Origin of the sequence: Mycobacterium sp. M26 (genome assembly GCF_001494595.1) — a bacterium.
In the GTDB taxonomy this organism is placed as follows: Bacteria; Actinomycetota; Actinomycetes; order Mycobacteriales; family Mycobacteriaceae; genus Mycobacterium.
In genome coordinates this window covers 1,101,934-1,127,776 of the sequence record NZ_LN929907.1, presented here as the reverse complement: position 1 = coordinate 1,127,776, position 25,843 = coordinate 1,101,934, and the positions used below count along the sequence as shown (strand labels likewise).

Sequence of the window (25,843 nt, the reverse complement as noted above, 5' to 3'; positions counted from 1 at the left end):
CTAGCCCAGCGCCCGATCCAGATCGGCGATCAGGTCCTCAGTGCCTTCCAGGCCCACCGAGATCCGGACCACGCCGTCACCCAGGCCGATCGCGGCACGCCCTTCGGGACCCATCGCCCGATGGGTGGTGGTGGCCGGGTGGGTGATCAGCGACTTGGCGTCGCCCAGGTTGTTGGAGATGTCGATCACCTGGAGCTTGTCGAGCACCTCGAACGCACGGTCCTTGCCCCCGTCGAGCTCGAAGGTCACCACCGTGCCACCGCCGCGCATCTGACGCTTGGCCAGATCGAACTGCGGATGAGACTCCAGGAACGGGTATCTCACCCAGTTCACGCCCGGCTGGCTCTCCAGGAACTCGGCAATCCGGTGCGCCGAACGGTTGGAGTGGTCGACCCGGACCGACATGGTTTCGAGGCCCTTAAGCAGCACCCAGGCGTTGAACGCGCTGAGTGCCGGGCCGGTGTGGCGCATCAGCTTCTGCACCGGGCCGTCGATGTACTCCTTGTCGCCCAGGATGGCGCCGCCGAGCACCCGGCCCTGACCGTCGATGTGCTTGGTACCGGAGTACACCACCACGTCGACGCCCAGCGGGATGCCCTGCTGCAGCAGCGGAGTGGCAAAAACGTTGTCCAGCACCACCTTTGCTCCGGCCGCATGCGCCAGCTCGGAGACCGCGGCGATATCGACCAGCGACTGCATCGGGTTGGACGGGGTTTCGAAGAAGACCGCCTGGGTGGGCGTGCTGAGTGCTTCTTCCCACTGGGAGAGGTCGTCGCCGTCGACGAAGACGGTCTCCACACCCCAGCGCGGCAGGATCTCGCTACACACCACGAAACAGGAGCCGAACAGGCTGCGCGCGGCCACCAGCCGATCACCGGCGCCCAGCAGCGCACCCAAAGCGGTGAACACCGCCGACATGCCCGATGCGGTGGCGAAGGCGGCCGGCGCACCCTCGATCAGCCGCAGCCGTTCCTCGAACATCGAGATCGTCGGGTTGCCGTAGCGGGAGTAGACGTAGCGGTCGATCTCACCGGTGAACGCCTTCTCAGCCTCCGCTGCCGAGTCGTAGACATAGCCGGACGTCAGGTACACCGCTTCGGCGGTCTCCTCGAAGCCGGAGCGCAGCAGTCCGCCGCGCACCCCGATGGTGGCCTGGCTGACGCCGTCGGGCAGCGGTGCGGGGATCCGCACCGACGGGACGGACTCCTGCTCGCTCACGACTGCTTCCAGGGCAGGCCAAGGGCGCGCCAGCCGTTGACGCCGCGGTGGCCCTGTTCGTCGAGTTGTCCTTCGAAGCCGTCGAGCATGTTGTAGGACGGCGCGATCCCGGCGGCCGTGGCGGCCTCGGCAGCGGGGATGGAGCGGTTGCCCGACCGGCAGAGGAAGACCACCGGCCGTTCGCCGGGGGTGACACCGGCGGCGATCAACTCATCAACGAAGTCGTCGTTGTGCCGTCCGTTGCTGCGGTTCCACTCGACGAACACCACGTCACGCCCGAGGCCGGTCAGATCGGGTACGCCCACCCACCGCCATTCGGCGTCGGTCCGGCAGTCCACCAGCACCGCGTCCGGGTTCTCGTTGAGCAGTTTCCAGCTCTCCTCCGGGGTGATGTCACCTGCATAGCTCACGGCCGTGAGTCTCGCACATGCGCCTGAGATGAATCGAGCGGTGGCTAGGCCGGACTCGGTGAGCAGACCTTCCATTCCCCGCTCTCGCGGACGAACGTCATCGGGGTCTCCAGCCGCTTATCCGGGGTGCGCTCGAAGTGGTAGACGACGGTCGCCGTGGCCCGCTCCCCCTCGATCTTGACCGCGGTCACGTCGTCGACGAACCGCGCGCCATGGGACGACTTCGACTGTTGTTGGCGGGCAATGACTTCGGCTTCGGTCCCCTGCTGCTGGGCGCAGGTGTACTTGCGGAAGTCCGGATAGTTCTCCCGTTGCAGGGCGTCGTTCTGGCCCACAGCGGCCCGGCCCACCCGGTTGTCCTCGGTCAGGCCGTCACCGCGGACCAGCCAGGAGATGCCAAATCCGATCAGGACGATCGCAGCCACCCCGAGGGCGATCAGGATCGGCATCGGGCTCGAGCCGGTGTTCTCGTTCTCGGTCATGTCTGCCAGAGCCTCCGCAGGGTGGTCGAAACCTGGCGCACCCGGTCCCGGGCCATCGTCACGTCACCGGCGGTGGCCAGCGCCAGCGTCAGTCGCCGCCGCGAAGCCCCCTCGTGGCGGCCGAACAGCCGGACGTCGCTCTCGGGCACGGTGAGCGCCTCAGCGAGCACCGCGGCCGGTTCGGGCCGGCGCTCCGGGTTGCCGTCGGCCTCGTCGGCGTAGGCGACCTCGGCCGCTCCCGGCGAGATCATGATGGTGTCGACGGGCAGGCCGAGCACTGCGCGGGCGTGCAGTTCGAACTCCGAGAGCCGCTGGGTGCGCAGGGTCACCAGGGCGCTGTCCGACGGGCGCACCCGCACGTCGGAGAAGTACACCTCGTCACCGCGAACCAGCAGTTCCACGGCGAAGACGCCGCGGCCGCCGAGGGCCCGCACGATCCGCGCGGCCACCGACTTGGCCGCGCCCAGTGCGGCCAGCGTCATGTGCTGGGGCTGCCAGGATTCCAGTACGCCGCCGTCGAGCTGGCGATAGCCGATGGGCTCGCAGAAGTGCAGCGCCGGACCGGCGGGGCCGTCGGTACGCACGGTTAGCAGGGTGACCGCGTAGTCGATCTCCACGACGGTCTCGGCCAGCACCCGGTTGTGCGGCACCCGACCGCCCGCGTCGACGGCCCGCTGCCAGGCCGGTTCGACGTCGTCGGGGCGCAACAGCACCGACTGGCCCGCACCCGGCACCCCGACCACCGGTTTGACGACGAGGGGAAACCCGGCGTGCTCGGCGATCGCGGTCAGTTCGGCCACCGACCCGGCGAACCAGAATGGCGCCGTCGGCAGGCCCAGCTCGTCGGCGGCCAGTTTGCGGATACCTTCGCGGTCCAGGCTGAGCCGGGTGGCGTGCACCGAGGGCACGACCTGGGCGGCGCCGCTCTCCTCGACGGTGCGCAACGCGTCGATGGCCACCGCGTTGGTATCGACGACGACGTAGTCGGGTTCGACCCGGGTGATCGCGGCGGCGAGTTCCTCCGGGTCGGTCATCTTGACCACCAGGGCTTCGTCGGCGACGTCGTGCGCCGGGGCGTCGGCGTAGCGGTCGACGGCGGTCACCTCCGCGCCCAGGCGCTGGAAGGCCAGCACCAGCTCGCGGCTCAGTTCACCGGACCCCACCAGCATCACGCGCATGATGCCCAAGGATAGGTGCGCTCAGCCCCGGGTAGGCCAATGCCAGGACGGCTCGTCGAGCAGACCCTGCCCCACGATCTCCGTCCGGCCCTCGGCCTTGGTCAGCTCGATGGTGCTGACGTCGCGCCGGCGCGCCAGCGCGGACACCAGGGGCGCGGCGTGGGTGACCACGACGATCTGCGAACCCTGCGCGGCCCGGGAGATCAGGGCGGCCAGCGCGGGCAGCAGATCGGGATGCAGGCTGGCCTCCGGCTCGTTGAGCACGGTCAGCTCGGCGGGCCGCGGGGTCAGCAGGGCGGCCACCCAGAGCAGGTAGCGCAGCGTCCCGTCGGACAGCTCGGCCGCGGTGAGCGCCCGCAGCATGCCGGGCTGGCGCAGCCGCACCTCGAAGCGGGTATCGGTGCAGTCGATCTCGACCGTGCTGCCGGGGAAGCCTTCGTCGACCGCCTCGGCCATCGCCTCGGCGTCGCCGATCTCAGCAATGGTCTGCAGCGCCGCGGCGAGGTCGGCGCCGTCGTGGCTGAGCACGGGTGTGCGGGTGCCGATCTGCGGCCGCCGGGCCGGTGCGTCGGCATCGGTTCGGACGTGGTCATAGAACCGCCAGGACCGCACCCGCTCCCGCAGCGCGAGCAGCTCCGGTGCGGCCTGCGGGTCGGCGAGCTCACTGAGCATGCTGTCGAACGGGCGCAGCGTGGTCGGCAGCATGCGCCAGCCGTCGTCGGCATCACGGATGCGCACCGACGGTCCGCCGCGTTCTGCCAGCAGAGTGGCGGGCCGCAGCACCGGTCCGGCCCACACCGACTCCGACTTGATCTCCGGATCCAGGTTGAACGCGGTGCGGCCGGGCACCGGCATGCCGAAGTCGACGGCATAGCCGAAGTCCTCCCCCGCGAAGCCCAGCTTGAGAGTGGCAGGCCCGGTCCGACCTGCGCCGGCCCACATCGTCGACGTCAGGCCGCCCTCGCGGGCCAGCGCGTTGACCGCACCGTTGCGTGCCGAATCGGCCAGCAGGCGCAGAGCGCGATAGAGGCTCGACTTGCCGCTGCCGTTGGGACCGGTGACCACGTTGCAGCGGCTCAACGGGACGACGAGCCGGCGCAGCGATCGATAGTTCTCCACAGCGACGGTGTCGAGCACGGCGCCAGCTAACCAGGCGGTGCCGACAGGTCGGCGCGGAACCCGCCCATGGCCGCCAGCACCGCGCTGAACACCCGGTGGGCAGCCTCCAGGTCGGAGTCCGACAGCTGCGCCAGCGCGCGATGAGTGTGGTCGGCCAACGGGGTGAAGAACGCCTTACCCACCTCGATGCCGTGGTCGGCGTAGCGCAGGATCACCTTGCGGCGGTCCTCGGGATGGGGTTCGCGGCGCAGGTGGCCGGACTCGATCATCCGCTCGACCAAGTAGGTGATCGCCGCCCCGGACAAGCCCATCCGGGTTTTCAGTTCGCCCGCGGTCAGCGGGGTGCCGGCGTTCTCGGCAACCATGATGAGGGTCAGCGCGCGGAAGTCGTTGGCCGACATGTCGTGCACACCGGCGAAGGCCCGGCCGATCTGGTCGGATTCGGCCGAGAGCGCCTGCACATCGGCGACCACAGCCGATTCCAGGGCTTCCCGGCGCGAGTCATCCATACGACCAGCATATCCCTTAAGTAGATGAACTGTTAAGAAAATGAAGCTATGCTGTCGGGCATGCGCACACAGCCTCACTCCACCCCGCCGATGTGGGATCGCATCGGCGAGCTGCTCGCCGTCCGCTTCTCCTGGGTGATCGCCGTGCTCGTGGCCCTGATCGGCGTCGGGCTGATGGGCGCTCTCGGGGAGAGCGCCTCGGCCGACAAGTCACCGGTCTCACTGCCGCCGGGTGCGGAGTCGGCGAAGGTTGCCGCCCTGCTCAAGGAGTTTCCGGGTGGCGATCAGGCCCCGGTGATCCTGGTGGTCACCCGCGGTGACGGCGGCACCTTGTCGCCGGCGGATCTGGCCGCCGCCGATGACGCACGCGGCCGGATGCTGACGGTCGCCGGTGGCCCTGGCGGTCCGCCGATCCCGGTGGTGCCGTCCACCGACGGCCAGGCCGCGCTGGCGCCGGTGCCGCTGGATTCCACCCTGTCGGGCTTCGCGCTGTCCGACAAAGTGAAGGAACTTCGCGAAGCCGCCAAGGACGGCCTGCCGGGCGATCTGGTGGTCAACGTCACCGGCGGGCCGGCGTTCGGCGCCGACATCGCCAACGCCTTCTCCGGCGCCAACGTCACGCTGCTCGCGGTGACCGGCGCGGTGGTGGCGCTGCTGCTGATCGTGACCTACCGCTCCCCCGTGTTGTGGTTGGTCCCGCTTCTGGTGATCGCGTTCGCCGACCGGGTGGCTGCCGTGCTGGGCTCGGCCATCGCCGACGCCAGCGGGATGACGGCGGACGGGTCGACCTCGGGAATCACCAGCGTGCTGGTGTTCGGCGCGGGCACCAACTATGCGCTGCTGCTGATTTCGCGCTATCGCGAGGAGCTGCGCCGAACGGACAACCATCGCCTGGCGCTGCAGACCGCGGTGCGGCATGCCGGCCCGGCGATCGTGGCCAGCAACGCCACCGTGGTGCTGGCACTGCTGACCCTGTTGTTCGCCTCGTCGCCGAGTACCCGCAGCCTCGGTGTGCAGGCCGCCTCCGGCCTGCTGGTCGCCGCGGTGTTCGTGCTGCTGGCGTTGCCGCCGCTGCTGGCGCTGTTCGGCCGAAAGCTGTTCTGGCCCTTCATCCCCAAGGCCGGCGCCGAGGAGATCACCACCACCGGCGCATGGCACCGGGTGGCCGACTGGGTGTCCCGGCATGCCAGCCGGGTGGCGGTCGCCTCGATCGCGGTGCTGGCGGTGCTGGCCACCGGACTGCTCGCCACGCCGGTGGGCCTCAACCAGATCGACCAGTTCCGGGTCAGCGCTGACTCCGTCACCGGATTCAAGACGCTCGCAAAGCACTACCCCAGCGGCCTCACCGACCCCACCCGGGTGATCGGCAGCACCGACAAGACCGATGCGATCACGCAGGCGATCCAGGCCACCCCGGGTGTGGTGTCGGCCAACCCGGCCGGCCAGACCGCGACCGGGCTGACCCAGTGGCAGGTTGTCACCGACGCGGCACCCGCGTCACAGAAGGCGTTCGATACGGTTGCCGCCCTGCGGGATTCGGTCAAGAAGGCCGACCCGGGTGCGCTGGTGGGCGGATCGGACGCCCAGGCCCTGGATGCCAAGAACGCAGCAGTCCACGACCGCTGGGTGGTGATCCCGGCGATCCTCATCGTGGTGCTGGCCGTGCTCTACGTGCTGCTGCGGGCGGCCATCGCGCCACTGGTGCTGGTGGCCGCGACCGTTCTGTCCACGATGGCCGCACTCGGCCTGGGCGGCTGGGTCAGCGTGCATGTGCTGGGCTTCCCGGCGCTGGACATCACCACGCCACTGTTCGCATTCCTGTTTCTGGTGGCACTCGGCGTGGACTACACGATCTTCCTGGTGACCCGGGCCCGGGAGGAGACGCCCGTCTACGGCACCCGCGGCGGTATCGTGCGGGCCGTCTCGGCGACCGGTGCGGTGATCACGAGCGCGGGAATCGTTCTGGCCGCGGTGTTCTGCGTCCTGGGCGTGCTGCCGCTGATCGTGCTGACCCAGTTGGGCATCATCGTGGGTCTGGGCATCCTGCTGGACACCTTCGTGGTCCGCACCGTCGTGATCCCAGCGCTGTTCACGTTGATCGGACCGCGGATCTGGTGGCCGGCGTTCCGTCGTGGAGAGATCGAGGAGCCTAGCGCGCCTGATTCTGATATTCGTCGCGATGACGCTCGAACACCCCTGCGCGCGTGAGCAACAGGACGCTGACGATCAATACCCACACCGGGAATGCCAACGTCATCCACATGCTGATGCCACTGGCCGTGATCAAGCCGAGCGCAGCCAGATAGGTCAGGGCCACCAGCCAGCGTGGCATGAGTTCGGTGCGCAGCCAGATGGTGGCCAGCGAAATCATGAACACGGCCGCCATCTTGATGGCGTAGGTCTTCGACAGCGCCAGCACCGTCATCTGCCCGAAGAGGGCGACGTCGGTGCTGACCTCGGTGCCGCCGACCGCGGTGTTGCTGCCCGCCAGACCCGCGCCCACCGCCGAGGTGGCGAACATCATCGCCAGGAACAGCAGGCCGCTGCCGAGGAACACGGTGGAGAAGAACCGGTCCTCGTAGCGCCCGAAACCGTCGCGGATGACACCGATGAACCACAGGAAGCTGATCCCCGCGAACGGCATCAGCTTGGCCGCCAGATCCATCTTGGCGCTGCCGGTGTCGAGCCACTGCGAGCCCGGCGAGGCCCCCTCCGGCAGCGAGGTGCGGATCAGGATCAGCGTCGTACCGAACAGCAGCGCGAACAGCACGCCGGCCGCAGCAGCAGCGCGCGGAGTGGTCAGAGCTTTGAGGGTTCTCGATCGATGTTCAACCACGCCGCCATGGTGACAGATGTCAGGGCTGACCGGGCAGCAGACGCACCATCAGGCCGTGGGCCTCGGCGAGCAGCGTTCCGTCCGGATCGGTCAGCTCCGCCTTCACGAACGCCTTGCGTCCCTCGGCCCGGTCCAGCCAGCCCCGCATGGTGAGCGGGACATTGATCGGCGTGACGTTGCGGTAGTCCACGTGCAGGAACGCGGTGCGGCTGATCGGCCTACCGGTCGCGTGGATGACCATGCCGAACGCCGAGTCGAACATCAGGGGCAGCACCCCGCCGTGCACTGCGTAGTTCCCGCCGACGTGGAACCGGCTGAACTGCACGGTCAACTCCACGCCGTCGTCGTTGAACTTCGAGACCCGGTAGGGCGGCATCAACAGGCTGCCTGCGCCGGGCAGCGACGGCACCCGGTTGGCCGGGCCCACCCCCTCGCCCGCCTCGAAGGGTTTTAGCAGGGCGGCCAGCTCCTCGGCGCGATCGGCAGCGGCCACCCAGGTGTCGCGGTCGGCGTCGGCCGACACCGCCAGATCCTGGATGCGGCGCATCGCCTCGACGAACCGGCCGAATCCCGGTCCCGGGTCAGCGGGCTGGAACTTGGGGAAGCCCCCGTGCTTGTAGTAGTCCGGATCCCGCTGAATGTCGTCGGCGGTCACTTGGCCGCCAGCACATCGCGGCGCACGATGGTCTGGTCACGTCCCGGCCCCACGCCGATGCACGAAACATGCGCTCCGGCAAGCTCTTCCAGACGCAGCACGTAGTCGCGGGCTTTAGCCGGCAGATCGTCGAATTCACGGGCGCCGGAGATGTCCTCCCACCAGCCGGGCAACTCCTCGTAGATCGGCTCGGCGCGGGCGATGTCGCTCTGGGTCATCGGCATCTCGGAGGTGCGCTTGCCGTCGACGGTGTAGCCGACACACACCGGCACCGTCTCCAGGCTCGACAGCACGTCGAGCTTGGTCAGGAAGTAGTCGGTGATCCCGTTGACCCGGGTCGCGTAGCGGGCGATGACGGCGTCGAACCAGCCGCAGCGCCGGGCGCGACCGGTGGTGACGCCGACCTCGCCGCCGGTCTTGGAGAGGTAGGCGCCGTACTCGTCGAACAACTCGGTGGGGAACGGACCCGACCCGACGCGGGTGGTGTAGGCCTTCAGGATGCCCAGCACGGTGGTGATGCGGGTGGGCCCGATGCCGGAACCGACGGCCGCACCGCCGGCGGTGGGGTTGGACGACGTCACGTACGGGTAGGTGCCGTGGTCGACGTCGAGCAGGGTGCCCTGGGAGCCCTCCAGCAGGACTGTCTGCCCGGACTCCAGGGCGTTGTTGAGCAGCAGGCGGGTGTCGGCGATCCGGTGCTTGAAGCCCTCGGCCTGCTCGAGCAGGTTCTCGACCACCTCATCGGGATCCAGCGCCTTGCGGTTGTAGATCTTGACCAGGATCTGGTTCTTCAGTTCCAGGGAGGCGCCGATCTTGGCGGCCAGCAGATCGCGGTCCAGGACGTCGGCCACCCGGATGCCCATCCGGGCGATCTTGTCCTGGTAGCACGGGCCGATACCGCGACCGGTGGTGCCGATCTTCTTACTGCCCATGTAGCGCTCGGTGACCTTGTCGATCGCCACGTGGTAGGGCATGAGCAGGTGGGCATCGGCCGAGATGAGCAGCCGGGAGGTGTCCACTCCGCGCTCGTCGAGGCCGGCCAGCTCCGTCAGCAGCACACCGGGGTCGACGACGACGCCGTTGCCGATGACGTTGGTGACGCCGGGGGTGAGGATTCCGGACGGGATGAGATGGAGCGCGAAGTTCTCCCCCGTCGGCAGGACCACGGTGTGACCGGCGTTGTTGCCGCCCTGGTACCGCACGACCCACTGCACACGTCCACCGAGAAGATCGGTGGCTTTACCTTTGCCCTCGTCGCCCCATTGGGCGCCGATGAGGACGATTGCCGGCATGGCATATTCTCCCGCTGATCTGCATAAATTCTGTCCAGCCGGTGACCCACCCTATCGGAGCGCAGGGCAAGGAGTGTCGTTGACCAACACCGATATCGCCGTGTTGCGGTTTCGGGGCCACCGGATACCGCGGGCACTGGCCGGTTTGCGCGGCCATGAAGGGGGCGACTCGGCCGGTATCGACGCGGCGGTCGACGGTGCCCGACGGGTGGTCGTGCTGGGCGATGACGCCGATCTGGCGGCGGTTCTGACCCGCCTGCTGCGCATTGAGCGCCTCGACGTGGAGGTAGCCCACCTCTCGGGGTGGCACGGTGCTCGCAGGGCACTTACCGCTGCGGCGCAACGGGTTCCATTGATCCGCGACGAGTCCGGCACCGTGCTGGTCGGGTCGGCATTCTGGCTTCCACCCGGCGCGGAGTCCGTGCTGTACGGCGAGGCGGTGGTCGATGACGAGGTTCTTTTCGACGGTCCGGTGACCGGCGTCCGGATCGAGCCGACCGAGTCGATGCCCGGCCTGCGGGCGGCGGTGCTGTCCGGCCGGATGCGGCCGCGCCGCTGGGTGAGCGGGCGCGCCGTTCAGCTCGGCACCACCGGCGCCCGCATGGTGCGCGACGGGGTGAGCGCGCCGCGGGAGGTCAGGAGGGCGGCGTTCTACCGGCACATCACCGGGTGGCTGCGGGTCCGGTAAGCGCCGCGGCCCCCGCCAGCGGAGTAGCTTCGTGTCGTGAGTGTGCGCCCGCTGCACCAGTCGGTGCGTCCGAGCCCGATTTTCCTGGTCATTCTCGCCATCACGGTCCTCGGCGGCGTGCTGGCCTGGCTGGCGGCAGCAACCGTGCGGCCGATGGCCTACGTCGGAGTGTTCATCTTCGTTATCGCCGGCTGGGTGGTCTCGCTGTGCCTGCATGAGTTCGGGCACGCCTACACCGCCTGGCGATTCGGTGACCACGACGTGGCCGTTCGCGGCTATCTGACGCTCAACCCGCTGAAGTACTCCAGTCCCCTGCTGTCGCTGGGTCTGCCCCTGCTGTTCATCGCCCTGGGTGGGATCGGCCTGCCGGGCGGGGCGGTGTACGTGCGGACCGGGTTCATGACGCCTCGGCAACGCACGCTCGTCAGCCTGGCCGGCCCATTCGCCAACCTGGTGCTCGGCGTGCTGCTGCTGGCCGCCACCCGACTGTTCTACGACCCGGATCACGGGGTGTTCTGGTCGGCCGTGGCGTTCCTGGGCTTTCTGCAGATCACCGCGCTGTTGCTGAACATCCTGCCGATCCCGGGCCTAGACGGGTACGGCGCGCTGGAACCGCACCTGAGCCCCGAGACCCAGCGTGCGGTGGCGCCGGCCAAGCAGTTCGGGTTCCTCATCCTGCTGGTGGTGCTACTGGCACCCGGCCCGAACCGCTGGTTCTTCTCGATGGTCTACGGCGTCTTCGACCTGTCCGGCGTGCCGGGTGGCCTTGCTGCGATTGGAGCTCAGCTCACCCGGTTCTGGTCGGCCTGGATGTAGACAGCCTCGCAACAAAAAAGAAGACCGGGGTGGTCGTGGCCGCAACGACCCCCTCTTTCGTTGCCGCCCCACCCCGGTCTTCATACCCCGGTAGGCATATACGAACATAACTTTAAGTATGGGTGAAGGAAAGGGACTTGAGTCCCTTATTTTCGGGGTCGTCATTAACGCGGATCGGACCAATCCGCCGCGTGCAGAAGAGTTTTCAGACTATTCCGCTGTTTGAGAAGAACCTTTCAGGGGCGCCGACTGTGAGCCCTAGTCTTTCGGACCGACTCGCCGTTCATAGGTTGCGCGCGCCGAGGGCTCACCGGCCAACATCTGTCGGTCCGCGCCCAGGATCGTCATCATCCGGGTGCGTGCCGCCTCAGGTAGCAACCCGTTGGCGAGCGAAACGGCCCCCAAGCGGCGCGGTACGTAGACCGAGCGCCTGCCCCGGCGAACACCATCGACAATCGCTTCAGCCACTACGCCAGGGGGACATGAACGCATCAACGCATGATCCGACAGGCCGGCCGCCAGTTCGGTCTGCACCATTCCCGGATAGACGGTGGTGAACCGGACCCCCGAAGATTTCAGTTCCAGAGCCGCAGCTTGGGTGAAGCCCCTGACCGCAAATTTGGTGCCGCTATAGGTGGCCACACCGCCAAAACCCATCAGCCCGGCTGCCGAGGCGACGTTGACCACGCTTCCACCGCCCCGACGACGCATCCGCTCCACAGCCAGCTGCGTTCCGTAGACCACGCCGGCGACGTTGATCGCGATCTGACGTTCGATCGACTCTGCCGACTCCTCGACCAGCGGGGTGACCGGCATGATGCCGGCGTTGTTGACGAGAACGTCGATCGAGCCCAGAGCGTCGGTCACCGAATCCAGGAATCCGGCGAAGCTGGCCCGATCGGTCACGTCGAGCTCGCCCCACCAGCAGCCCAGTTCATCGGCAGTGCGCGATGCCAGATCGACGTCCACGTCGCCGATGGCCACCCGCGCACCCGCGCGCCGGAACGCCGCAGCGGTCGCCGCACCGATCCCGCGCGCGCCGCCGGTGATCGCCACGACCCGGTTCGTGAGGTTCATCTTCATCACCTGTGCTGCGCTCCTTGGCTATCCGAGCCGACGCCGCAGTCCGCGGGCGCCGAGCAGACGAGAGATGCGGCGAAGCAGCGCCCGCCGCACCGGGGTGTACGGGTACCAGGTGAGTTCGCGGCGAGGCGTCACCCGGGCCGAGACGATCGCTTGCGGGCGGCAGAACTTCGCCACCGCATCGCTTCCGCCGCGAACGCCCAGACCGGACTCCTTCCAGCCGCCTTGGGGAAGTGCCAGGGTGAACAGGTTTCCGAATACGTCGTTGATGCTGACTGCGCCCACGTCGAGCTGGCGGGCAAGCCGCTCGGCCCGCCGTCGATCTCCGCTGAAGACGACGGCGGACAGCCCGTAGCGGGATTCGTTGGCCAGTCGGACCGCTTCGTGTTCATCGGCGACGCACCGCACCGGGAGCACAGGCCCGAACGTCTCCTCGGCCATACACAGCATGTCGTGGTCGACATCGACGAGCACCGTCGGACCATCGCCGTCTCGTCCGCCGGTCATAGCGGTGGCACCGCGGGCCAGGGCGTCCTCGACGTGCCGGCGCACCACCTCGCGCTGGGTTGCGCTCGTGAGGCCGCCGATATCGGTTCCGCGACGCAAGGCTTCAGCCCTGGACGTCACCGCTGAGACGAACTGCCCGTAGACGGCTGACTCGACGTAGAGGCGCTCCACCGAGACACACATCTGCCCGCAGTTGGCCATCGCCCCCCACACGGCAGCGTTGGCAGCCCGCTCTATATCGGCGTCTGCAAGCACGATCATGGCGTCGTTACCACCCAACTCGAGCGCACAGGGAATCAACCGTGCAGCCGCGGCCTGCCCGATCACCCGGCCGGTCTCTACCGAGCCGGTGAACTGAACGAAATCGACATGGTCAACGACTGCGGCGCCGAGCGCACCGTCACCGGTCAACACTGCCAGGACCGCAGGGGCGCCGATCTCCGTCCATCCCGCAATCGCCTCCGACACGGCCAGGGGTGTCAGCTCCGAAGGCTTGACCACGACTGCGCACCCGGCAAGCAGAGCCGGAATGGTATCCAGCAAGGACAGTCCCACCGGAAAATTCCACGGTGTGATCACGCCGACCACCGGATATGGATGCTGAACGATCAACTGGCGCTTCGTGATCGCCAGCAAGCCATGGCGACGCGGCCGACGATCGCCAACCAGACGTGGCGCCCGCCTGCCGTGATAGTTGATCGCCTCGATGACATAGGGAAGTTCCATACCTGCCTCGGTGGCAGGCTTACCCGTCTCCCTCATCAACAGCTCTTCGATGCGGGACTGGTTGTCCCACAACCAGTCCCGATACGTGTGTAGCCACTTCACCCGATCGCGGACAGGTAGGGCCGCCCATGCGGATTGCTCGGCACGCAGGCGCGTGACGACTCCGCACGCCTGATCGGTAGCAGTCGTCACTCGGCCGCACCCATCAGCAGGGCCTTCTTGAGAACCTTACCCGTCTCGTTACGCGGAAGCGCGTCGAGGAAGACGACATCGCGCGGAATCTTGTGGCGGGCCAGTCGACTTCGTACATAGTCCTTGACGTCGTCGGCATTCAGATCGGCGACTTTGGCCCCAACCACGACGAAGGCGCACAGACGCTGACCGAAATCTGGATCAGGAACACCCACAACGGCGGCCTCCGTGATAGCCGGATGCTCGCAGAGCAGATTCTCGACCTCGATCGGATACACATTCTCGCCGCCGGAGACGATCATGTCGTCCTCGCGTCCGTCGACGTACCACAGACCCAACTCGTCGAAATGGCCCGTGTCACCGGAGCAGAGCATGCCATCGAGCGTCCGTTTACTTCCGCCATCGGTGTAGCCCGAAAAGCTCAGTCCACTGGACACATACAGCGTTCCCGTCTCACCGGGACGGGTGATGATGTGGTCGTCGGAATCGTAGGCGGCTATCCGGCAGCCAACCGGCGGACGACCCACCGTTCCGGGCGCGATACGAAGCTCCGAGGGCGTGGCGACGGCGGCGGTGGCGACCTCGGTCGAGCCGTACAGGTTGTACAGCACGTCACCGAGGGTGTCCATCGCTCGCCGGCACAACTGGGGTGAGAGCGCCGATCCTGCGACGAAAACCACCCGTAGCGAGGAGAGATCGAGCCGGCCGATGATCTCGGGTCCGAGGTCCAGGATCCGGCTCAGCATGGTGGGCACCAGAACGACGGCACCGGCACGGTGTTCGGCCATCGCGGTCACAACACTGAGCGGATCGAACTTCCTGCTCAACACCAGATGATTGCCCAACGCCAATCCGACTGTGGCGGTGGCCAAGCCGGTGGCGTGGAACAACGGCGCGGCGATCACATAGCAACTTCTCACCGGCCATGGGACGCGGTCGAGAAGCTGCGCGGATTGCAGCGGGTTGATCCGGTCGCGAGGCGCTCCTTTGGGTGTACCCGTAGTCCCGCTGGTGAGCAGTACCAGTCCACCGGGCCGCTGCGGGGCGGGTAGCGGGTCGACGGACTGACCGATGGCGAGGTCGTCGAGCAGGGGATGGTCTGACGGCCCTTCGGCCCAGTTGATCATCGCGCGCACATCGGCGGGCAGGTCGACAAACAGGTGGGTGAACTCGTCGTCGGCCAGGACGAGCCCGATCCGTTCCCGTACGCACACGTCGTGTAGTTGGGGTCCGGCGAATCCGACATTCAGCAGGACCGTTCGTAGTCCGGCCTTACCGGCGGCAGCCAGCGCGACCATCAGTCCCCGGTGCCCGCGGTTGAGCAGGCCGACAGACGTGGCACTCTCGAACTCGGAGGACATCATGGCGCGTGCCACCGCATTCGACGTCTGGTCGAGTTCCCGGAATGTCAAAGTCCCGTGATCGTCGGTCAGGGCTGGCGCATCGCCGTAGCGTTGCGCCGTATAGGCCAGGAGCCCACCGAACGAGCCGTAACGGCGCAGCGCCCGGGAAGCACTCAGCAGTTGTGCGGGATTGGCGAGATCGATCATTCCGCTGCGCTGCAACACGCCCACAGCGCGCAGCAGATTCACCGGATGCGTGGTCACGGCAGATCCATGATGAGCTCGACGACCGCCGCGGGGTCATCCAATTGGGGGCAGTGCCCGGATCGGGGCAGCACTACCAGGGAACTACCGGGAATCTGCTTGTGCAATGTCCGGCTCGCCTCGACCGGGATGATGCGGTCCTTGGCACCGTGCGCGACGACGGCGGGGCAGCCGACGCGTAGGCCGCGATGACCGTCGGCGGTCTCGTAGGCGTATTCGAATGCGTAGCGGCCCAAGGTCGCCAGCGCCTCGCGGCCGCCGATCGTGCGACGCCACCGCGCGACAACAGCGGGGTCGGCGGCTACGTCCGGACCGTAAAGAACATGCCGAACGGCCTTGCTGGTCGCCCACCGCACGACACCAGACGGGATCGGCAGCATCGCAGCGGTCCGCCAGACCTCGGGCGGAAGCCGCCTGCCGCGGGCCAGTTTGGCCGGCAGATGGCGGGCATTGAGCGGGTCGTTGAGTGCCAGAACGGCGCGCACCGCATCGGGATTGCGGTCAGCCGCCCGGACGGCGGTGGCGGCGCCCAGGGAGTTGCCAACAAGCACTGCAGGTCCGCGTTCCTCGAGCAGTGCGTCGAGAAAGGCGTCGAACTGCGGGAGCAGTGGTCCTGCCCGCCGGCCGTCTGCCCACCCGAACCCCGGCAGGTCAACGGCACTCGCGCACCGACCGGCCGCCTCAAGCCTGGACAACACTGCCCGCCAGGTGTCAGCGCAGTCCGCATAGCCGTGCAGCAGGACGATCGGTGGTCCACCACCGTCGACCGACAGGACCCGGGTTCGTACACCGTCGTAGCACCCCGTGCCGCTGTGGATCATGCCGAGAGCAGTCCCTTGGCAATGTGGGTGATCTGGACCTCGTTGCTACCGGCGTAGATCATCAACGACTTGGCATCGCGGGCAAGGCGTTCGACGTGGTACTCGGCCATGTAGCCGTTGCCACCGAAGAGCTGCACCGCCTCCATCGCGACCTCAGTGGCGGCCTGTGACGAATAGAGTTTGATCGCAGAGGCTTCGGCCAGCGACGGCATCCGACCGCGGCTCACCGACTCCAGAGTCTGGAACACCATGTTCTGGACGTTGATGCGGGCGACCTCCATCTGCGCCAGCTTCAGCTGAATCAGCTGGAATTGACCGATGTTCTTGCCCCACAGCGTTCGCGTCTTGGCGTACTCGACGCTGAGCCGATGGCATTCGTTGATGATGCCCAAGGACATCAGCGCAATGCCGATCCGCTCGCCGGCGAAGTTCGCCCTGGCGCTTTCCCGTCCGTCACCGCCCCCGTGCTGTTCGGTCTCGCCGAGTAGCCGGTCAGGGGTTATCCGGACATTGTCGAAGAACAGCTCGCCGGTGGGCGAGGACATCATGCCCATCTTCTTGAAGGGCCGACCTTGACTCAGGCCCGGCATCCCGGAGTCGAGCACGAAGGTGAGCACCGGCCGATCGCGCTTGTCGATCCCGGAATCGGGGCCTTCGTCCAGCTTCGCGTACACCACGATGACGTCGGCGTCGGGTCCATTCGTGATGAAGGTCTTCTGGCCGTTCAGGATGTAGTCCGAACCATCGCGTCGGACATAGGTCTTCATCCCACCGAAAGCATCAGAGCCAGCGTCCGGCTCGGTGATGGCCCAGGCCGCGATCTTCTCCATCGTCATCAGTTCGGGCAGCCAGCGTTCTTTCTGCGCCAGCGTGCCGCGGGACATGATCGTCGAAGCACCGAGTCCAAGGCTCACCCCGATGGTCGAGAGCAATCCGATACTGACTGCGGCCAATTCGGTGACAAGGACAGCGGCCATCGACGCCTGCGCACCGATGTCACCGAGACCACCACCGCCCCGAGACTCGCCCTTGGCCTCGCCCGAGTCGGCCCGGGTCCGCTCACGGTCCAACATCGACTTGACTGCCTCAGCGGCCATCGCGTCAAGTCCGAACTCACTGAACAGCTTCCGCGCGAACGGGTAGGGCGAGATCGCACCGCTTTCCAAGTCGTCGAGATGCGGTCGAATCTCCTTGGCAATGAAGTCGCGAACGGTGTCGCGCATGATGATGTCGGTGTCGGACCATTCGATCATCGGTAGTACTTCCTCGTCGTCGGGGGTGGTCAGGCCGGCAGTCGCGCGGCGATGTCGTCGATGTCCCAGACCGTGTCGGTCTCGATAGTGGTCACGTCGTGCCAGCCACCGAGCAGCGAGATCGCCCCGCCCTGGACCGCATACACCCGACCGGTGACCGGACACTTCTCGTTGGCCAGGTAGGCGACCAGAGGTGAGATGTTGGCCGGAGCGAACAGATCCAGCTCGCCCTCTTCAGGCTCAGCCATCAGTTCACCCATTCCCGGAGTGGCCAGCGTCAGCCGGGTACGTGCGATCGGTGCGATTGCATTGACCCGGACGCCGTAGCGCTCCAGTTCCTCGGCGGCGATCAGGGTGAGCGCCGCAATCCCGGCCTTGGCCGCGCCATAGTTGGCCTGACCCGCATTGGGAATGGTGAGACCCGATCCGGAGGCGGTGTTGATGACAGCCGCGTTGGGCTGCTGGCCCGCCTTGGATTGGTTCTTCCAGTACTCCGCAGCGTGGTGCAACATCGCGAAGTGGCCCTTGAGGTGCACGCCGATCACTGCGTCCCACTGGGACTCCGCCATGCCGGCGATGAAGGCGTCCCGCAGGATGCCGGCATTGTTCACCAGGATGTCGAGCTGGCCGAACTCATCGACCGCCTGCTCGATCACCGCCTGCGCCCCGCTCCATTCGGAGATGTTGGCGGTGTTGGCCACGGCGCGCCCACCGGCGGCGACGATCTCGGCGGCGACCTCGTGCGCCGGTCCCGAATCGCTGCCGTCACCGGTGTTGCTGCCGCCGAGATCGTTCACGACGATCGCCGCTCCCTCTTTGGCGAACAGCAGCGCGTGCTCGCGTCCGATGCCCCGGCCGGCACCGGTGATGACGGCGACCCGTCCTTCCAGAATTCCCATGTCTCTCCTGCTTTCAGTCAGCTATTTCGGCGAGGCCGTCGGTGATCACGAAGTCGTCGCCACGGGCGGTCTCGAATGCGTAGGCGGTGACGCCGTCCTTGGACTCCTTGCGCCAGATCCGGGTCTCCAGGTCGTCTCCGGGGAGCACCATCTTGGAAAAGCGCACGGCGAATCTCTTCAGTCGCGTGACGTCGGATCCGGCGACCTCGGTGAGCAGTGCCCACGAGGTGAAGGCCATGGTGCACAGGCCATGCGCGATGATGCCTGGCAACCCAGCGTCCTTGGCGACTTCTTCATCCAGATGAATCGGCATCGGATCCCCCGAGGCCGGGGCATACCGGAACGTCTGATCGGTGTCGATGTGCTGAGCCACCTTGGCCAGCGGCGCCTGCTCACGCAGTCTTTCGTCGAACTTGTGCGTTGGGCTGAGTTGGCCGATCTTCTTTCCCGCGTCGAATCCGCGAACAAAGCACGTCACGTACTGCTCGTTGACCAGTTCGCCAGTGTCAGTGCGGCATTCGAGCAGAATCGCTGCCCTGGTGCCGTTCTCCAGTCCCTCGTAGCCGATCATCTTTCCGCGCGACACCAGGGTGTCACCGGGCCGAATGGGGCGGTGGAAGAAGAAGTCCTGTTCGCCGTGTACCACCCGGGGTACCAGTTCGACCGGCAGGACATCGACCGTCGGCATCATCATGGCTTCGAAGACCGGGACGATCGCGAAGACCGGTGGGGCGATCTCACCTGCGCGATGCGCCGGGATCGGATCGTTGGTGGCTTCGGCGTATTGGGCTATCCGCTCCCGGGTGACCTCGAAGTGGTCGTCATCGGTCCAGCGGTCCAGCCCGTCGTCGTCGAAGGCAAGGTCGTCTGTCATGGCTCAGACCGCGGCCGACGCAAGCTCGTCGAGCTTGGCCAGCGTCTTGTCGAGCTGGCGGGCTCCGTCCTTTTCGACAGCCTTGGCCAGTGCGCCCTTGACCAGAGCGCCCTCGAAGTCGCCGCTCACCGTGAATCGAGAGCCGGTGTCGGTGGGCTCGATCGTGAACGCGAAGTCGGCCTTCACCCCCGCCATCCCAGTGCCCCCGAGCGCCAGCGCACGGGGTGCGTCGACGGAGCGGACCGTCCATTCGATCTTGTTGGCCATATTGAGCATGACGATCTTGGCGGTGAGCCTGACGCCAGAGGTCAACGTGGCCGGCGGCTCGTCGAGCCACTTGTCGTGCACCGTGAACCACTGGTCCCAGGTCTGTGGGTCAGAGATGATGGCCCACAGCGCTTCCGGGCTGGCGGTCAGGTCGCGGGTGGCTTCGATGTGTCCCATGGTGTGCTCCTATTCGTCGGTGGGATTCAGCGCTCGGCGCGCTGGTAGGCGGTCACGACGGCGGCGCCGCCGAGTCCGATGTTGTGCTGGAGGGCGGCCGTCACGCCGGAGACCTGGCGCTTGTCGGCGGTACCGCGCAGTTGCCAGGTCAGTTCCGCACACTGGGCCAGTCCGGTGGCGCCCAGGGGGTGTCCTTTACTGATCAGCCCTCCGGACGGGTTTACCACCCAGCGGCCGCCGTACGTGGTGTCACCGGCGTCGATGAGCTTGGGGGCCTCGCCCTCACCGCACAGACCGAGAGCTTCGTAGAGCAACAGTTCGTTGGCGCTGAAGCAGTCGTGCAGTTCGATGACCTGGAAGTCCTCTGGCCCCAAGCCGGATTCGTCATACACCCGGCGAGCTGCTTCGACATTCATGTGATAGCCGATCAGCGCCTTGCACGTGCCGTCGAAGCTGTTGGCGAAATCCGTTGTCATCGACTGCCCCACGATCTCCACGGCCTGGTCGGCCAAGCCGTGCAGTTCAACGAACGCCTCGGAGGCCAGGATCGCCGCCCCTGACCCGTCCGAGGTCGGCGAGCACTGCAGTTTCGTCAATGGGTCGTAAATCATCGGCGCCGCGAGGATGTCCTCGAGGCTGTACTCATCCTGGAACTGCGCGTACGGGTTGTTCACCGAGTGACGGTGGTTCTTGTAGCCAATCTTGGCGAAATGCTCTGCGGTGGAACCGTATTCCTTCATGTGCTCACGGCCCGCCGCACCGAACATCCACGGCGCGGGCGGGAAGAGCACCTCAGAGATCTCGGCCAGTGCCAGGAAGTGCTTCTCCATCGGCTGGGCGCGGTCGTCGAACGTCGACCCGAGCGAACCCGGTTGCATCTTCTCGAAACCCAGAGCCAGGGTGCATTCGGCAAGCCCACCCCGAATGGCCTGTGCGGCAAGGTAGAGAGCCGTTGAACCGGTCGAGCAGTTGTTGTTGACGTTGACCACGGGGATCCCGGTCATACCCAACTCGTAGACAGCGCGCTGCCCGGAGGTCGACTCCCCGTAGACATAGCCCACGAATGCCTGGTCGATCTGGTTGTACTCGATGCCGGCATCCTCGAGAGCCTTGGTGCCGGACTCGCGGGCCATATCGGGATAGTCCCAACCCTCACGGCGGCCAGGCTTTTCGAACTTCGTCATGCCCACGCCGATCACGAACACTCTGTTCGTCATCATATCTCCTTCGTCCAGCATCGCCGTCATCGCGACGCGGTAGACAAAACATACCGACCGGAACGTATCTTTGCAATACCCTAGCGCCGACCCGGATCGATCAGTCCTGGAGAAGGGCTCGGGCCAACTGCGGCCCGAGGTACGCAGCTGCTCGGTTCCACCGCTGACGTGCACGAACCTCATCCCGGTCGACCAAGCTGGCCACCAGGATTCCGCGCAGGGCATCCATCGCGGTGTAGATGGCATTGCGCACATCGCGTGTCTCCCGGTGTCCCGGCACCATTTGGGAGACCGCTTTGAGGATCGTGCGGTTGACTCTTGGCTCCACCTTTGCGATGTGCTTGGCCAAGACGTCGTCTGTCCATGACGCTGCCCAAAGTTCCATCGTTGCAACGAACATCGTGCCCTGGTGACATTCCCACAACAGGCTCAGCACGGCGTCCGCGATGTCCGGATTGTCACGTTGGCGGCAATGCTGGCGCATGACGGCCTGAATCCGCTGTTCGGCGAGATGCTCGACCGCAGTCGCCACCAGCAGTTCCTTGGATCTGAAGTGGTGCACCTGGGCGCCACGGGTGACGCCGGCGATTGCCGCGATGCGGTGCGTCGTCGTTCCGGCATAGCCATAGGCGACAAGGCATTCCACCGTCGCGGAGAGCAGGCGAGAGCGCATCGCCGCGGTACGTTCAAGTTGCGTCCGTCTCCCAGTGGGCATGTCGGCCTCTGCCACCGCGCCCTCCAATCCCGGTACTCAGGCGTTCGTCACATGCGTTCCGGACTGTATGTTAATGACCAGATCAGGATGCCGCCCGCCGAGATCGACGGGACCGTCTCAGTCAGAGTCGTTGGCCGCCAACGCTTCCGCGAGCATCGCGGACAAATACACGCACGCGCGGTCCCATCGTTTACGCGCCTGATTTGCGTCCCGGTCGACGAAACTGACCACCAGGACTCCCCGCAACGCATCCATCGCCGTGTACAGCACGTTGCGCACGTGTTTACGAGCCGCATGGTCAGGCAGCAATTGCGCAATCGCCGTGATCAACGTGCTGTTGACCATCGGCTCGACCCGGGCAACCTCACGCGCGAGGACGTCGTCGGTGCGAGCGGCAACCCATAGCTCGATGGTGGCAACGAACATCTCGCCCTGGTGCGAGTCCCAGAGGAACTCGAGCACACCGGCAACCGGGTCAGCCTGCGTCCAGATTCCGGCTTCCTGGCGCATCGCCTTGTGGATTCGCTGCTGTGCCAGGAATTCGACGGCGGCCACCACGAGATCTTCCTTGGACCGGAAATGATGGACCTGCGCACCGCGGGTCACCCCCGCAATCTCGGCGATCCGAGGGGTCGTCGTGCCCGCGTAGCCATAGGTGACAAGACATTCGATCGTGGCATTGAGCAGGCGGGTCCGCATTGCGGCAGTGCGCTCAGCCTGGGTACGCCGCCCACTCGCGCGGTCCACGCTCGTCACCGTCCCGGCAGCACCTTTACCCATGCGACAACCCTTGTTCACCGGACAGCGTACCGGCTGCACACCGCCCGGCGTCGAAGAAGTCCCACGACATGCAGGCACACGATCCAGCTGCCGGTTATGTGGCCCGGCCTGCGAAACGAACGGTGGTGACTGCACAATCCGCCGGCGCCCCCGACCGGTCGGTTCGGCTACGTCGTCAACGACCGGCCCGCGCACTGCGTGCCTTCGGCTTCGCAACCGCACTTCTCGAGCCTGCAGCATCGGAATCTGCGCGCGACGCGCTCGACTCAGCGGTGCCCGACGTCGCGCGTGTTGCGCTCCGCCCGGGGCGCTCCCCCTCGTACGCGGTGTTGATGATCTTGCGCAATGGCCGGTCTAGTCGGTCGACGACTTTGTCGGGGACACCGAGCGCACGCAGCGGCCGCGTCAACGGGAGCTCATCGGTAGGTACCAGGATGTGGGTGGTCGTCCCGCCCAGAGAGTTCGTGCTGACCGTCACCACATTGCGCGGATCGCTCAGATCGACTCCACTTTTGTTGGGATGCTCGTAAACCACTCCCGCGAGCGCGTTCAGATCGGCGAGCAGGTTGAACGGGTTGTCCGGGAAATCTGCGAAGCCGTCGTACTCATGCACGATTTCAGTTGTGTCATAGGGTGTTTCGATGGGAGCCCGCGGAATGGTGGCGTCCAGGATCGGGATGTGCACGTGCGGCAGCTTGGCCAACAGCCCGCCGTCGCTATTGGTCGGGTCACCGATCGTGACGAACGAGATGTCAGACGGCGGGTTCGGCTGCGCCATCAGCGCGCGCTTTTCGTAGTTCACCACGACCGCACCCTGGCTGAGGGCAACGACGGTCACCGGCCCGTCGGATGCCTGCAGAGCCGCATCGAGGTTGGCGACGCCGACTGCCACTGATTCGTCGAGGGTGAGCTTCCCCTGGATCGGCCACAGTTGCGCCGGATACCGGACGCCGGTCGGATCGGGATCGTTGAAGATCCCCTGCTCGTAGAGCACGTGCATCATCGCCTCAGAGGGCAGGCTGTTACCCGACCCCCCGACCACCAACACCTCCGGGACGACAGAGGCGGGCGATTCTCCGGCCGCGGCGGCCGCTGGGGCGCCGACAAGTGCCATCGACACGGCGGTGCCCAGTACCGCAGCTCGGATCGCAGAGTTGGTCATGGCCACGTGGGCGGGACGGCTGAGCATCGGCATCGTCGCCACATTGCTTCCTGTCATTCGTAGTTACAAACCGTTCTGAATGTTTGTTTCTTAACTGTAATGCCGGTCACTGTCAGCGGTCAAGGCTGTCCCCCGTCACACCACGCGCCCTCCCCGATGCCGCGGGCCGCCACTTGCGACATATGCGATCTTCTGCATATATTGCTCGGCATGGGAGCCGGACACGACCACAGCCACGGTGGAGACACCCGGGTGAGCCGCATGCTCATCGCGGCCGCGATCCTGACGGTGTTCTTCATCGTCGAACTGACGACGGCACTCATGATCGGGTCGATCGCCCTGCTCGCCGACGCCGGGCACATGCTGACCGACCTGGTGGCGATGTTCATGGGTCTGACCGCCGTACTGCTGGCCCGGCACGGACCCGCCTCGGCTGCCCGCACCTACGGCTGGCACCGGGCCGAGGTGTTCACCGCGGTCGCCAACGCGGTCCTGCTGATCGGCGTCGCGGTGTTCATCCTCTACGAGGCGTTCGAGCGCCTCGGCAACGCACCCGAGATCCCCGGCGTGCCGATGATCGTGGTCGCGGTCGCGGGACTGGTCGCCAACCTGGCCGTGGTCCTGCTACTGCGGTCGCAGTCCGAGGAAAGCCTGGCCGTCAAAGGCGCCTACATGGAGGTCGTCGCCGACACAGTCGGCAGCATCGGCGTGCTCATCGCCGGCATCGTCACGGTCACCACCAGCTGGCCCTACGCCGACGTCGTGGTCGCGGTCTTCGTCGCCCTCTGGGTCCTGCCCCGGGCGATCGCACTGGCCCGGGCGGCGCTGCGAATCCTGTCGGAATCATCACCGCGCCACATCGACGTCGACGAACTGCGCTCCGCGCTGGCCGCGGTCGACGGGGTCACCGAGGTGCACGACCTGCATGTGTGGACGCTGGTGCCCGGCAAGGACATGGTCACCGCCCACCTGACCAGCGACGGAAACTCTGCTCGGGTGCTCGACGATGCCAGGGCGGTGCTAGCCGCACGCGGCCTTGAGCACGCCACGGTCCAGGTCGAGCCGCCCGGCTGCGCCGACGACTGCCCCGGTCAGACCGACTGGTAGCTCAGGACAGCCCGAGTTCGGCGCGGGCCGACGGATCGCAGTCGTCGAGCAGATCCAGGCAGCGGGCGTATTCGTCGGTCTCGCCGATGGTGTCGGCGGCTCGGGCCAGGGCAGCCACGCAGCGCAGGAACCCCTGGTTGGGTTCGTGCTGGTAGGGGACGGGGCCGAAACCCTTCCATCCGTTGCGGCGCAGCTGATCCAGTCCGCGGTGATACCCGGTTCGGGCGTAGGCATAGGCGGTGATGGCCTTGTCGTCGGCCAGCGCATCCTCGGCCAGGCACGCCCAGGCGACCGAAGCCGACGGGTGGGCCGCCGCCACGATGGCCGGCTTTTCCCCGGCCTCCAGTTCGGCCTCGGCCTCGATGTCACCGGGCAGCAGGGTGGGCGCGGGTCCGAGCAGATCCCCAAATGACGTCATGTGGCCATTGTGCCGGTGCCGCCGCGGCCCGGTGGCACAACCCAACCGATAGGGTCAGTAGCACCAGCTCTCGAGGAGGATCGCAGCACGCCATGTCGAACCCGTCCGGGCCCGACCACGACGCCGACGAACCGATCGTCGAAGACAACGGCGATCAGCCGTCCGGCGACGCCGACGGCGCCACCGAGGTGATCGAGGCGGCCGAGCCTGAGCCCGAACGTCGTTACACCGCACCGGGTTTCGATGCCGGCTCGACGCAGATCATCGACCGCCCGCCGCCTGACCCGGAGACCGAGATCATCTCGACGCCCACCGAGGTGTTCGGAGTCACCGAGCCGACCGTCCGCACCGGTCCCCAGGAGATCCTGCCGCGGGTACCGCAGACGCGGCGGCGCAGCTGGGGTCTGGTGGTCGCGGTGATCGCCGGCATCGCGGTGCTGGCGGCGGTGATCATCGTGGCCGTCGTCCTGCTGACCCGCAGTAAGACCCCGAAGGTGTCGCAGGAAGAACTGGTCCGCACCACGATTCAGGACTTCGACACCGCCGTGCAGAGTGGCGATCTGGCGACACTGCGCACGATCACCTGCGGCACCACCCGGGCCAGCTACGTCAACTACGACGACCGGGCCTGGGCCGACACCCACGCCCGAGTGGCCGCCGCCCGGCAGTACCCGGTGGTGGCCAGCATCGACGAGGTCGTCGTCAACGGCGATCACGCCGAAGCCAACGTCACCTCGTTCATGGCCTTCGACCCCGCGACGAGGTCGACCCGCAGCTTCGACCTGCAGTTCCGCGACAACCAATGGAAGATCTGCCAGGCGTCCTGAGCGATTTC

27 protein-coding genes are annotated in these 25,843 nt (G+C 66.7%); 5 read left to right on the top strand and 22 right to left on the bottom strand.

Features of this window, described 5'->3' with window-relative positions; translation table 11 throughout:
* From BN3385_RS05270 to BN3385_RS05245, 6 genes are read right to left on the bottom strand one after another with little or no spacing between them, the layout of a single operon-like run.
* A complete protein-coding gene (locus BN3385_RS05270) occupies positions 1 to 1,218 on the bottom strand; it encodes an O-succinylhomoserine sulfhydrylase (RefSeq protein ID WP_059015552.1) in 1,218 nt (405 codons plus the stop codon).
* Positions 1,215 to 1,628: a rhodanese-like domain-containing protein gene (locus tag BN3385_RS05265; RefSeq protein ID WP_059015551.1), complete on the bottom strand. Its 414-nt coding sequence runs from the start codon at positions 1,626 to 1,628 to the stop codon at positions 1,215 to 1,217. The genes BN3385_RS05270 and BN3385_RS05265 overlap by 4 nt, the downstream gene beginning before the upstream one ends.
* Before the next feature lie 44 nt (positions 1,629 to 1,672).
* Entirely contained in the window at positions 1,673 to 2,110 is a 438-nt protein-coding gene (locus BN3385_RS05260; RefSeq protein ID WP_059015550.1) for an Rv0361 family membrane protein, read from the bottom strand.
* Positions 2,107 to 3,288, bottom strand: a complete 1,182-nt coding sequence (gene purT / locus BN3385_RS05255) for a formate-dependent phosphoribosylglycinamide formyltransferase (protein WP_059016424.1) — start codon at positions 3,286 to 3,288, stop codon at positions 2,107 to 2,109. The genes BN3385_RS05260 and purT overlap by 4 nt, the downstream gene beginning before the upstream one ends.
* 21 nt (positions 3,289 to 3,309) lie before the next feature.
* Complete coding sequence (locus BN3385_RS05250) at positions 3,310 to 4,425, bottom strand: AAA family ATPase (RefSeq protein WP_059015549.1); 1,116 nt, start codon at positions 4,423 to 4,425, stop codon at positions 3,310 to 3,312.
* Between the two features lie 8 nt (positions 4,426 to 4,433).
* Positions 4,434 to 4,916, bottom strand: a complete 483-nt coding sequence (locus BN3385_RS05245; RefSeq protein WP_059015548.1) for a MarR family winged helix-turn-helix transcriptional regulator — start codon at positions 4,914 to 4,916, stop codon at positions 4,434 to 4,436.
* A 90-nt stretch (positions 4,917 to 5,006) separates the two neighbouring features.
* Here BN3385_RS05245 and BN3385_RS05240 point away from each other — a divergent pair, with 90 nt between their 5' ends.
* On the top strand, positions 5,007 to 7,124 hold the full coding sequence (locus tag BN3385_RS05240) for an MMPL family transporter (RefSeq protein WP_082690381.1): 2,118 nt from the start codon (positions 5,007 to 5,009) through the stop codon (positions 7,122 to 7,124).
* On the opposite strand, the gene BN3385_RS05235 is transcribed toward BN3385_RS05240, so the two are convergent.
* The 3 genes from BN3385_RS05235 to BN3385_RS05225 are packed head-to-tail and all read right to left on the bottom strand — an operon-like array spanning position 7,066 to position 9,699.
* Entirely contained in the window at positions 7,066 to 7,752 is a 687-nt protein-coding gene (locus BN3385_RS05235) for a hypothetical protein (RefSeq protein WP_231748634.1), read from the bottom strand. The two genes, BN3385_RS05240 and BN3385_RS05235, sit on opposite strands and share 59 nt — an antisense overlap.
* 19 nt (positions 7,753 to 7,771) lie before the next feature.
* Positions 7,772 to 8,407 (bottom strand): PaaI family thioesterase, encoded by a 636-nt coding sequence (locus BN3385_RS05230; RefSeq protein WP_059015547.1) that lies wholly within the window; start codon positions 8,405 to 8,407, stop codon positions 7,772 to 7,774.
* Positions 8,404 to 9,699, bottom strand: a complete 1,296-nt coding sequence (locus BN3385_RS05225) for an adenylosuccinate synthase (RefSeq protein ID WP_059015546.1) — start codon at positions 9,697 to 9,699, stop codon at positions 8,404 to 8,406. Before BN3385_RS05225 ends, BN3385_RS05230 begins: the two co-directional genes overlap by 4 nt.
* Positions 9,700 to 9,778: 79 nt before the next feature.
* Between BN3385_RS05225 and BN3385_RS05220 the strand changes: the two genes are divergently transcribed.
* The gene (locus tag BN3385_RS05220) at positions 9,779 to 10,387 is read left to right on the top strand and encodes a hypothetical protein (RefSeq protein WP_059016420.1); all 609 of its coding nucleotides are present in this window, start codon (positions 9,779 to 9,781) and stop codon (positions 10,385 to 10,387) included.
* Positions 10,388 to 10,423: 36 nt separating this feature from the next.
* Positions 10,424 to 11,203, top strand: coding sequence for a site-2 protease family protein (locus BN3385_RS05215; protein WP_059015545.1), 780 nt, complete (start codon positions 10,424 to 10,426; stop codon positions 11,201 to 11,203).
* Between the two features lie 258 nt (positions 11,204 to 11,461).
* On the opposite strand, the gene BN3385_RS05210 is transcribed toward BN3385_RS05215, so the two are convergent.
* The 12 genes from BN3385_RS05210 to BN3385_RS05155 all read right to left on the bottom strand — a co-directional run bounded on the left by BN3385_RS05210 (position 11,462) and on the right by BN3385_RS05155 (position 23,516).
* A complete protein-coding gene (locus BN3385_RS05210) occupies positions 11,462 to 12,280 on the bottom strand; it encodes an SDR family oxidoreductase (protein WP_059016417.1) in 819 nt (272 codons plus the stop codon).
* A 27-nt stretch (positions 12,281 to 12,307) separates the two neighbouring features.
* On the bottom strand, positions 12,308 to 13,711 hold the full coding sequence (locus BN3385_RS05205; RefSeq protein ID WP_059015544.1) for an aldehyde dehydrogenase family protein: 1,404 nt from the start codon (positions 13,709 to 13,711) through the stop codon (positions 12,308 to 12,310).
* A complete protein-coding gene (locus tag BN3385_RS05200) occupies positions 13,708 to 15,261 on the bottom strand; it encodes an AMP-binding protein (RefSeq protein WP_231748693.1) in 1,554 nt (517 codons plus the stop codon). Before BN3385_RS05200 ends, BN3385_RS05205 begins: the two co-directional genes overlap by 4 nt.
* A gap of 53 nt (positions 15,262 to 15,314) precedes the next feature.
* The gene (locus BN3385_RS05195) at positions 15,315 to 16,139 is read right to left on the bottom strand and encodes an alpha/beta fold hydrolase (RefSeq protein ID WP_059015542.1); all 825 of its coding nucleotides are present in this window, start codon (positions 16,137 to 16,139) and stop codon (positions 15,315 to 15,317) included.
* The gene (locus tag BN3385_RS05190; RefSeq protein WP_059015541.1) at positions 16,136 to 17,392 is read right to left on the bottom strand and encodes an acyl-CoA dehydrogenase family protein; all 1,257 of its coding nucleotides are present in this window, start codon (positions 17,390 to 17,392) and stop codon (positions 16,136 to 16,138) included. Before BN3385_RS05190 ends, BN3385_RS05195 begins: the two co-directional genes overlap by 4 nt.
* A gap of 29 nt (positions 17,393 to 17,421) precedes the next feature.
* The gene (locus BN3385_RS05185; RefSeq protein WP_059015540.1) at positions 17,422 to 18,291 is read right to left on the bottom strand and encodes an SDR family oxidoreductase; all 870 of its coding nucleotides are present in this window, start codon (positions 18,289 to 18,291) and stop codon (positions 17,422 to 17,424) included.
* Between the two features lie 13 nt (positions 18,292 to 18,304).
* A complete protein-coding gene (locus BN3385_RS05180) occupies positions 18,305 to 19,165 on the bottom strand; it encodes a MaoC/PaaZ C-terminal domain-containing protein (RefSeq protein ID WP_059015539.1) in 861 nt (286 codons plus the stop codon).
* Between the two features lie 3 nt (positions 19,166 to 19,168).
* The gene (locus BN3385_RS05175; protein WP_059015538.1) at positions 19,169 to 19,609 is read right to left on the bottom strand and encodes a type II toxin-antitoxin system Rv0910 family toxin; all 441 of its coding nucleotides are present in this window, start codon (positions 19,607 to 19,609) and stop codon (positions 19,169 to 19,171) included.
* Positions 19,610 to 19,635: 26 nt separating this feature from the next.
* Positions 19,636 to 20,826: a lipid-transfer protein gene (locus BN3385_RS05170; RefSeq protein ID WP_059016416.1), complete on the bottom strand. Its 1,191-nt coding sequence runs from the start codon at positions 20,824 to 20,826 to the stop codon at positions 19,636 to 19,638.
* 100 nt (positions 20,827 to 20,926) lie between these two features.
* The gene (locus tag BN3385_RS05165; RefSeq protein WP_059016414.1) at positions 20,927 to 21,541 is read right to left on the bottom strand and encodes a TetR/AcrR family transcriptional regulator; all 615 of its coding nucleotides are present in this window, start codon (positions 21,539 to 21,541) and stop codon (positions 20,927 to 20,929) included.
* 117 nt (positions 21,542 to 21,658) lie between these two features.
* A complete protein-coding gene (locus tag BN3385_RS05160) occupies positions 21,659 to 22,321 on the bottom strand; it encodes a TetR/AcrR family transcriptional regulator (protein WP_059015537.1) in 663 nt (220 codons plus the stop codon).
* A 175-nt stretch (positions 22,322 to 22,496) separates the two neighbouring features.
* A complete protein-coding gene (locus tag BN3385_RS05155) occupies positions 22,497 to 23,516 on the bottom strand; it encodes a PE-PPE domain-containing protein (RefSeq protein WP_059015536.1) in 1,020 nt (339 codons plus the stop codon).
* Between the two features lie 177 nt (positions 23,517 to 23,693).
* On the opposite strand from BN3385_RS05155, the gene BN3385_RS05150 reads away from it, so the two are divergent.
* Complete coding sequence (locus tag BN3385_RS05150; RefSeq protein ID WP_059015535.1) at positions 23,694 to 24,590, top strand: cation diffusion facilitator family transporter; 897 nt, start codon at positions 23,694 to 23,696, stop codon at positions 24,588 to 24,590.
* 1 nt (position 24,591) lies between these two features.
* Here BN3385_RS05150 and BN3385_RS05145 read toward each other — a convergent pair whose 3' ends face one another.
* On the bottom strand, positions 24,592 to 25,008 hold the full coding sequence (locus tag BN3385_RS05145) for a DUF3151 domain-containing protein (protein ID WP_059015534.1): 417 nt from the start codon (positions 25,006 to 25,008) through the stop codon (positions 24,592 to 24,594).
* 92 nt (positions 25,009 to 25,100) lie between these two features.
* On the opposite strand from BN3385_RS05145, the gene BN3385_RS05140 reads away from it, so the two are divergent.
* A complete protein-coding gene (locus BN3385_RS05140; protein WP_059015533.1) occupies positions 25,101 to 25,835 on the top strand; it encodes an Rv0361 family membrane protein in 735 nt (244 codons plus the stop codon).
* The last annotated feature ends 8 nt before the right edge of the window (positions 25,836 to 25,843 follow it).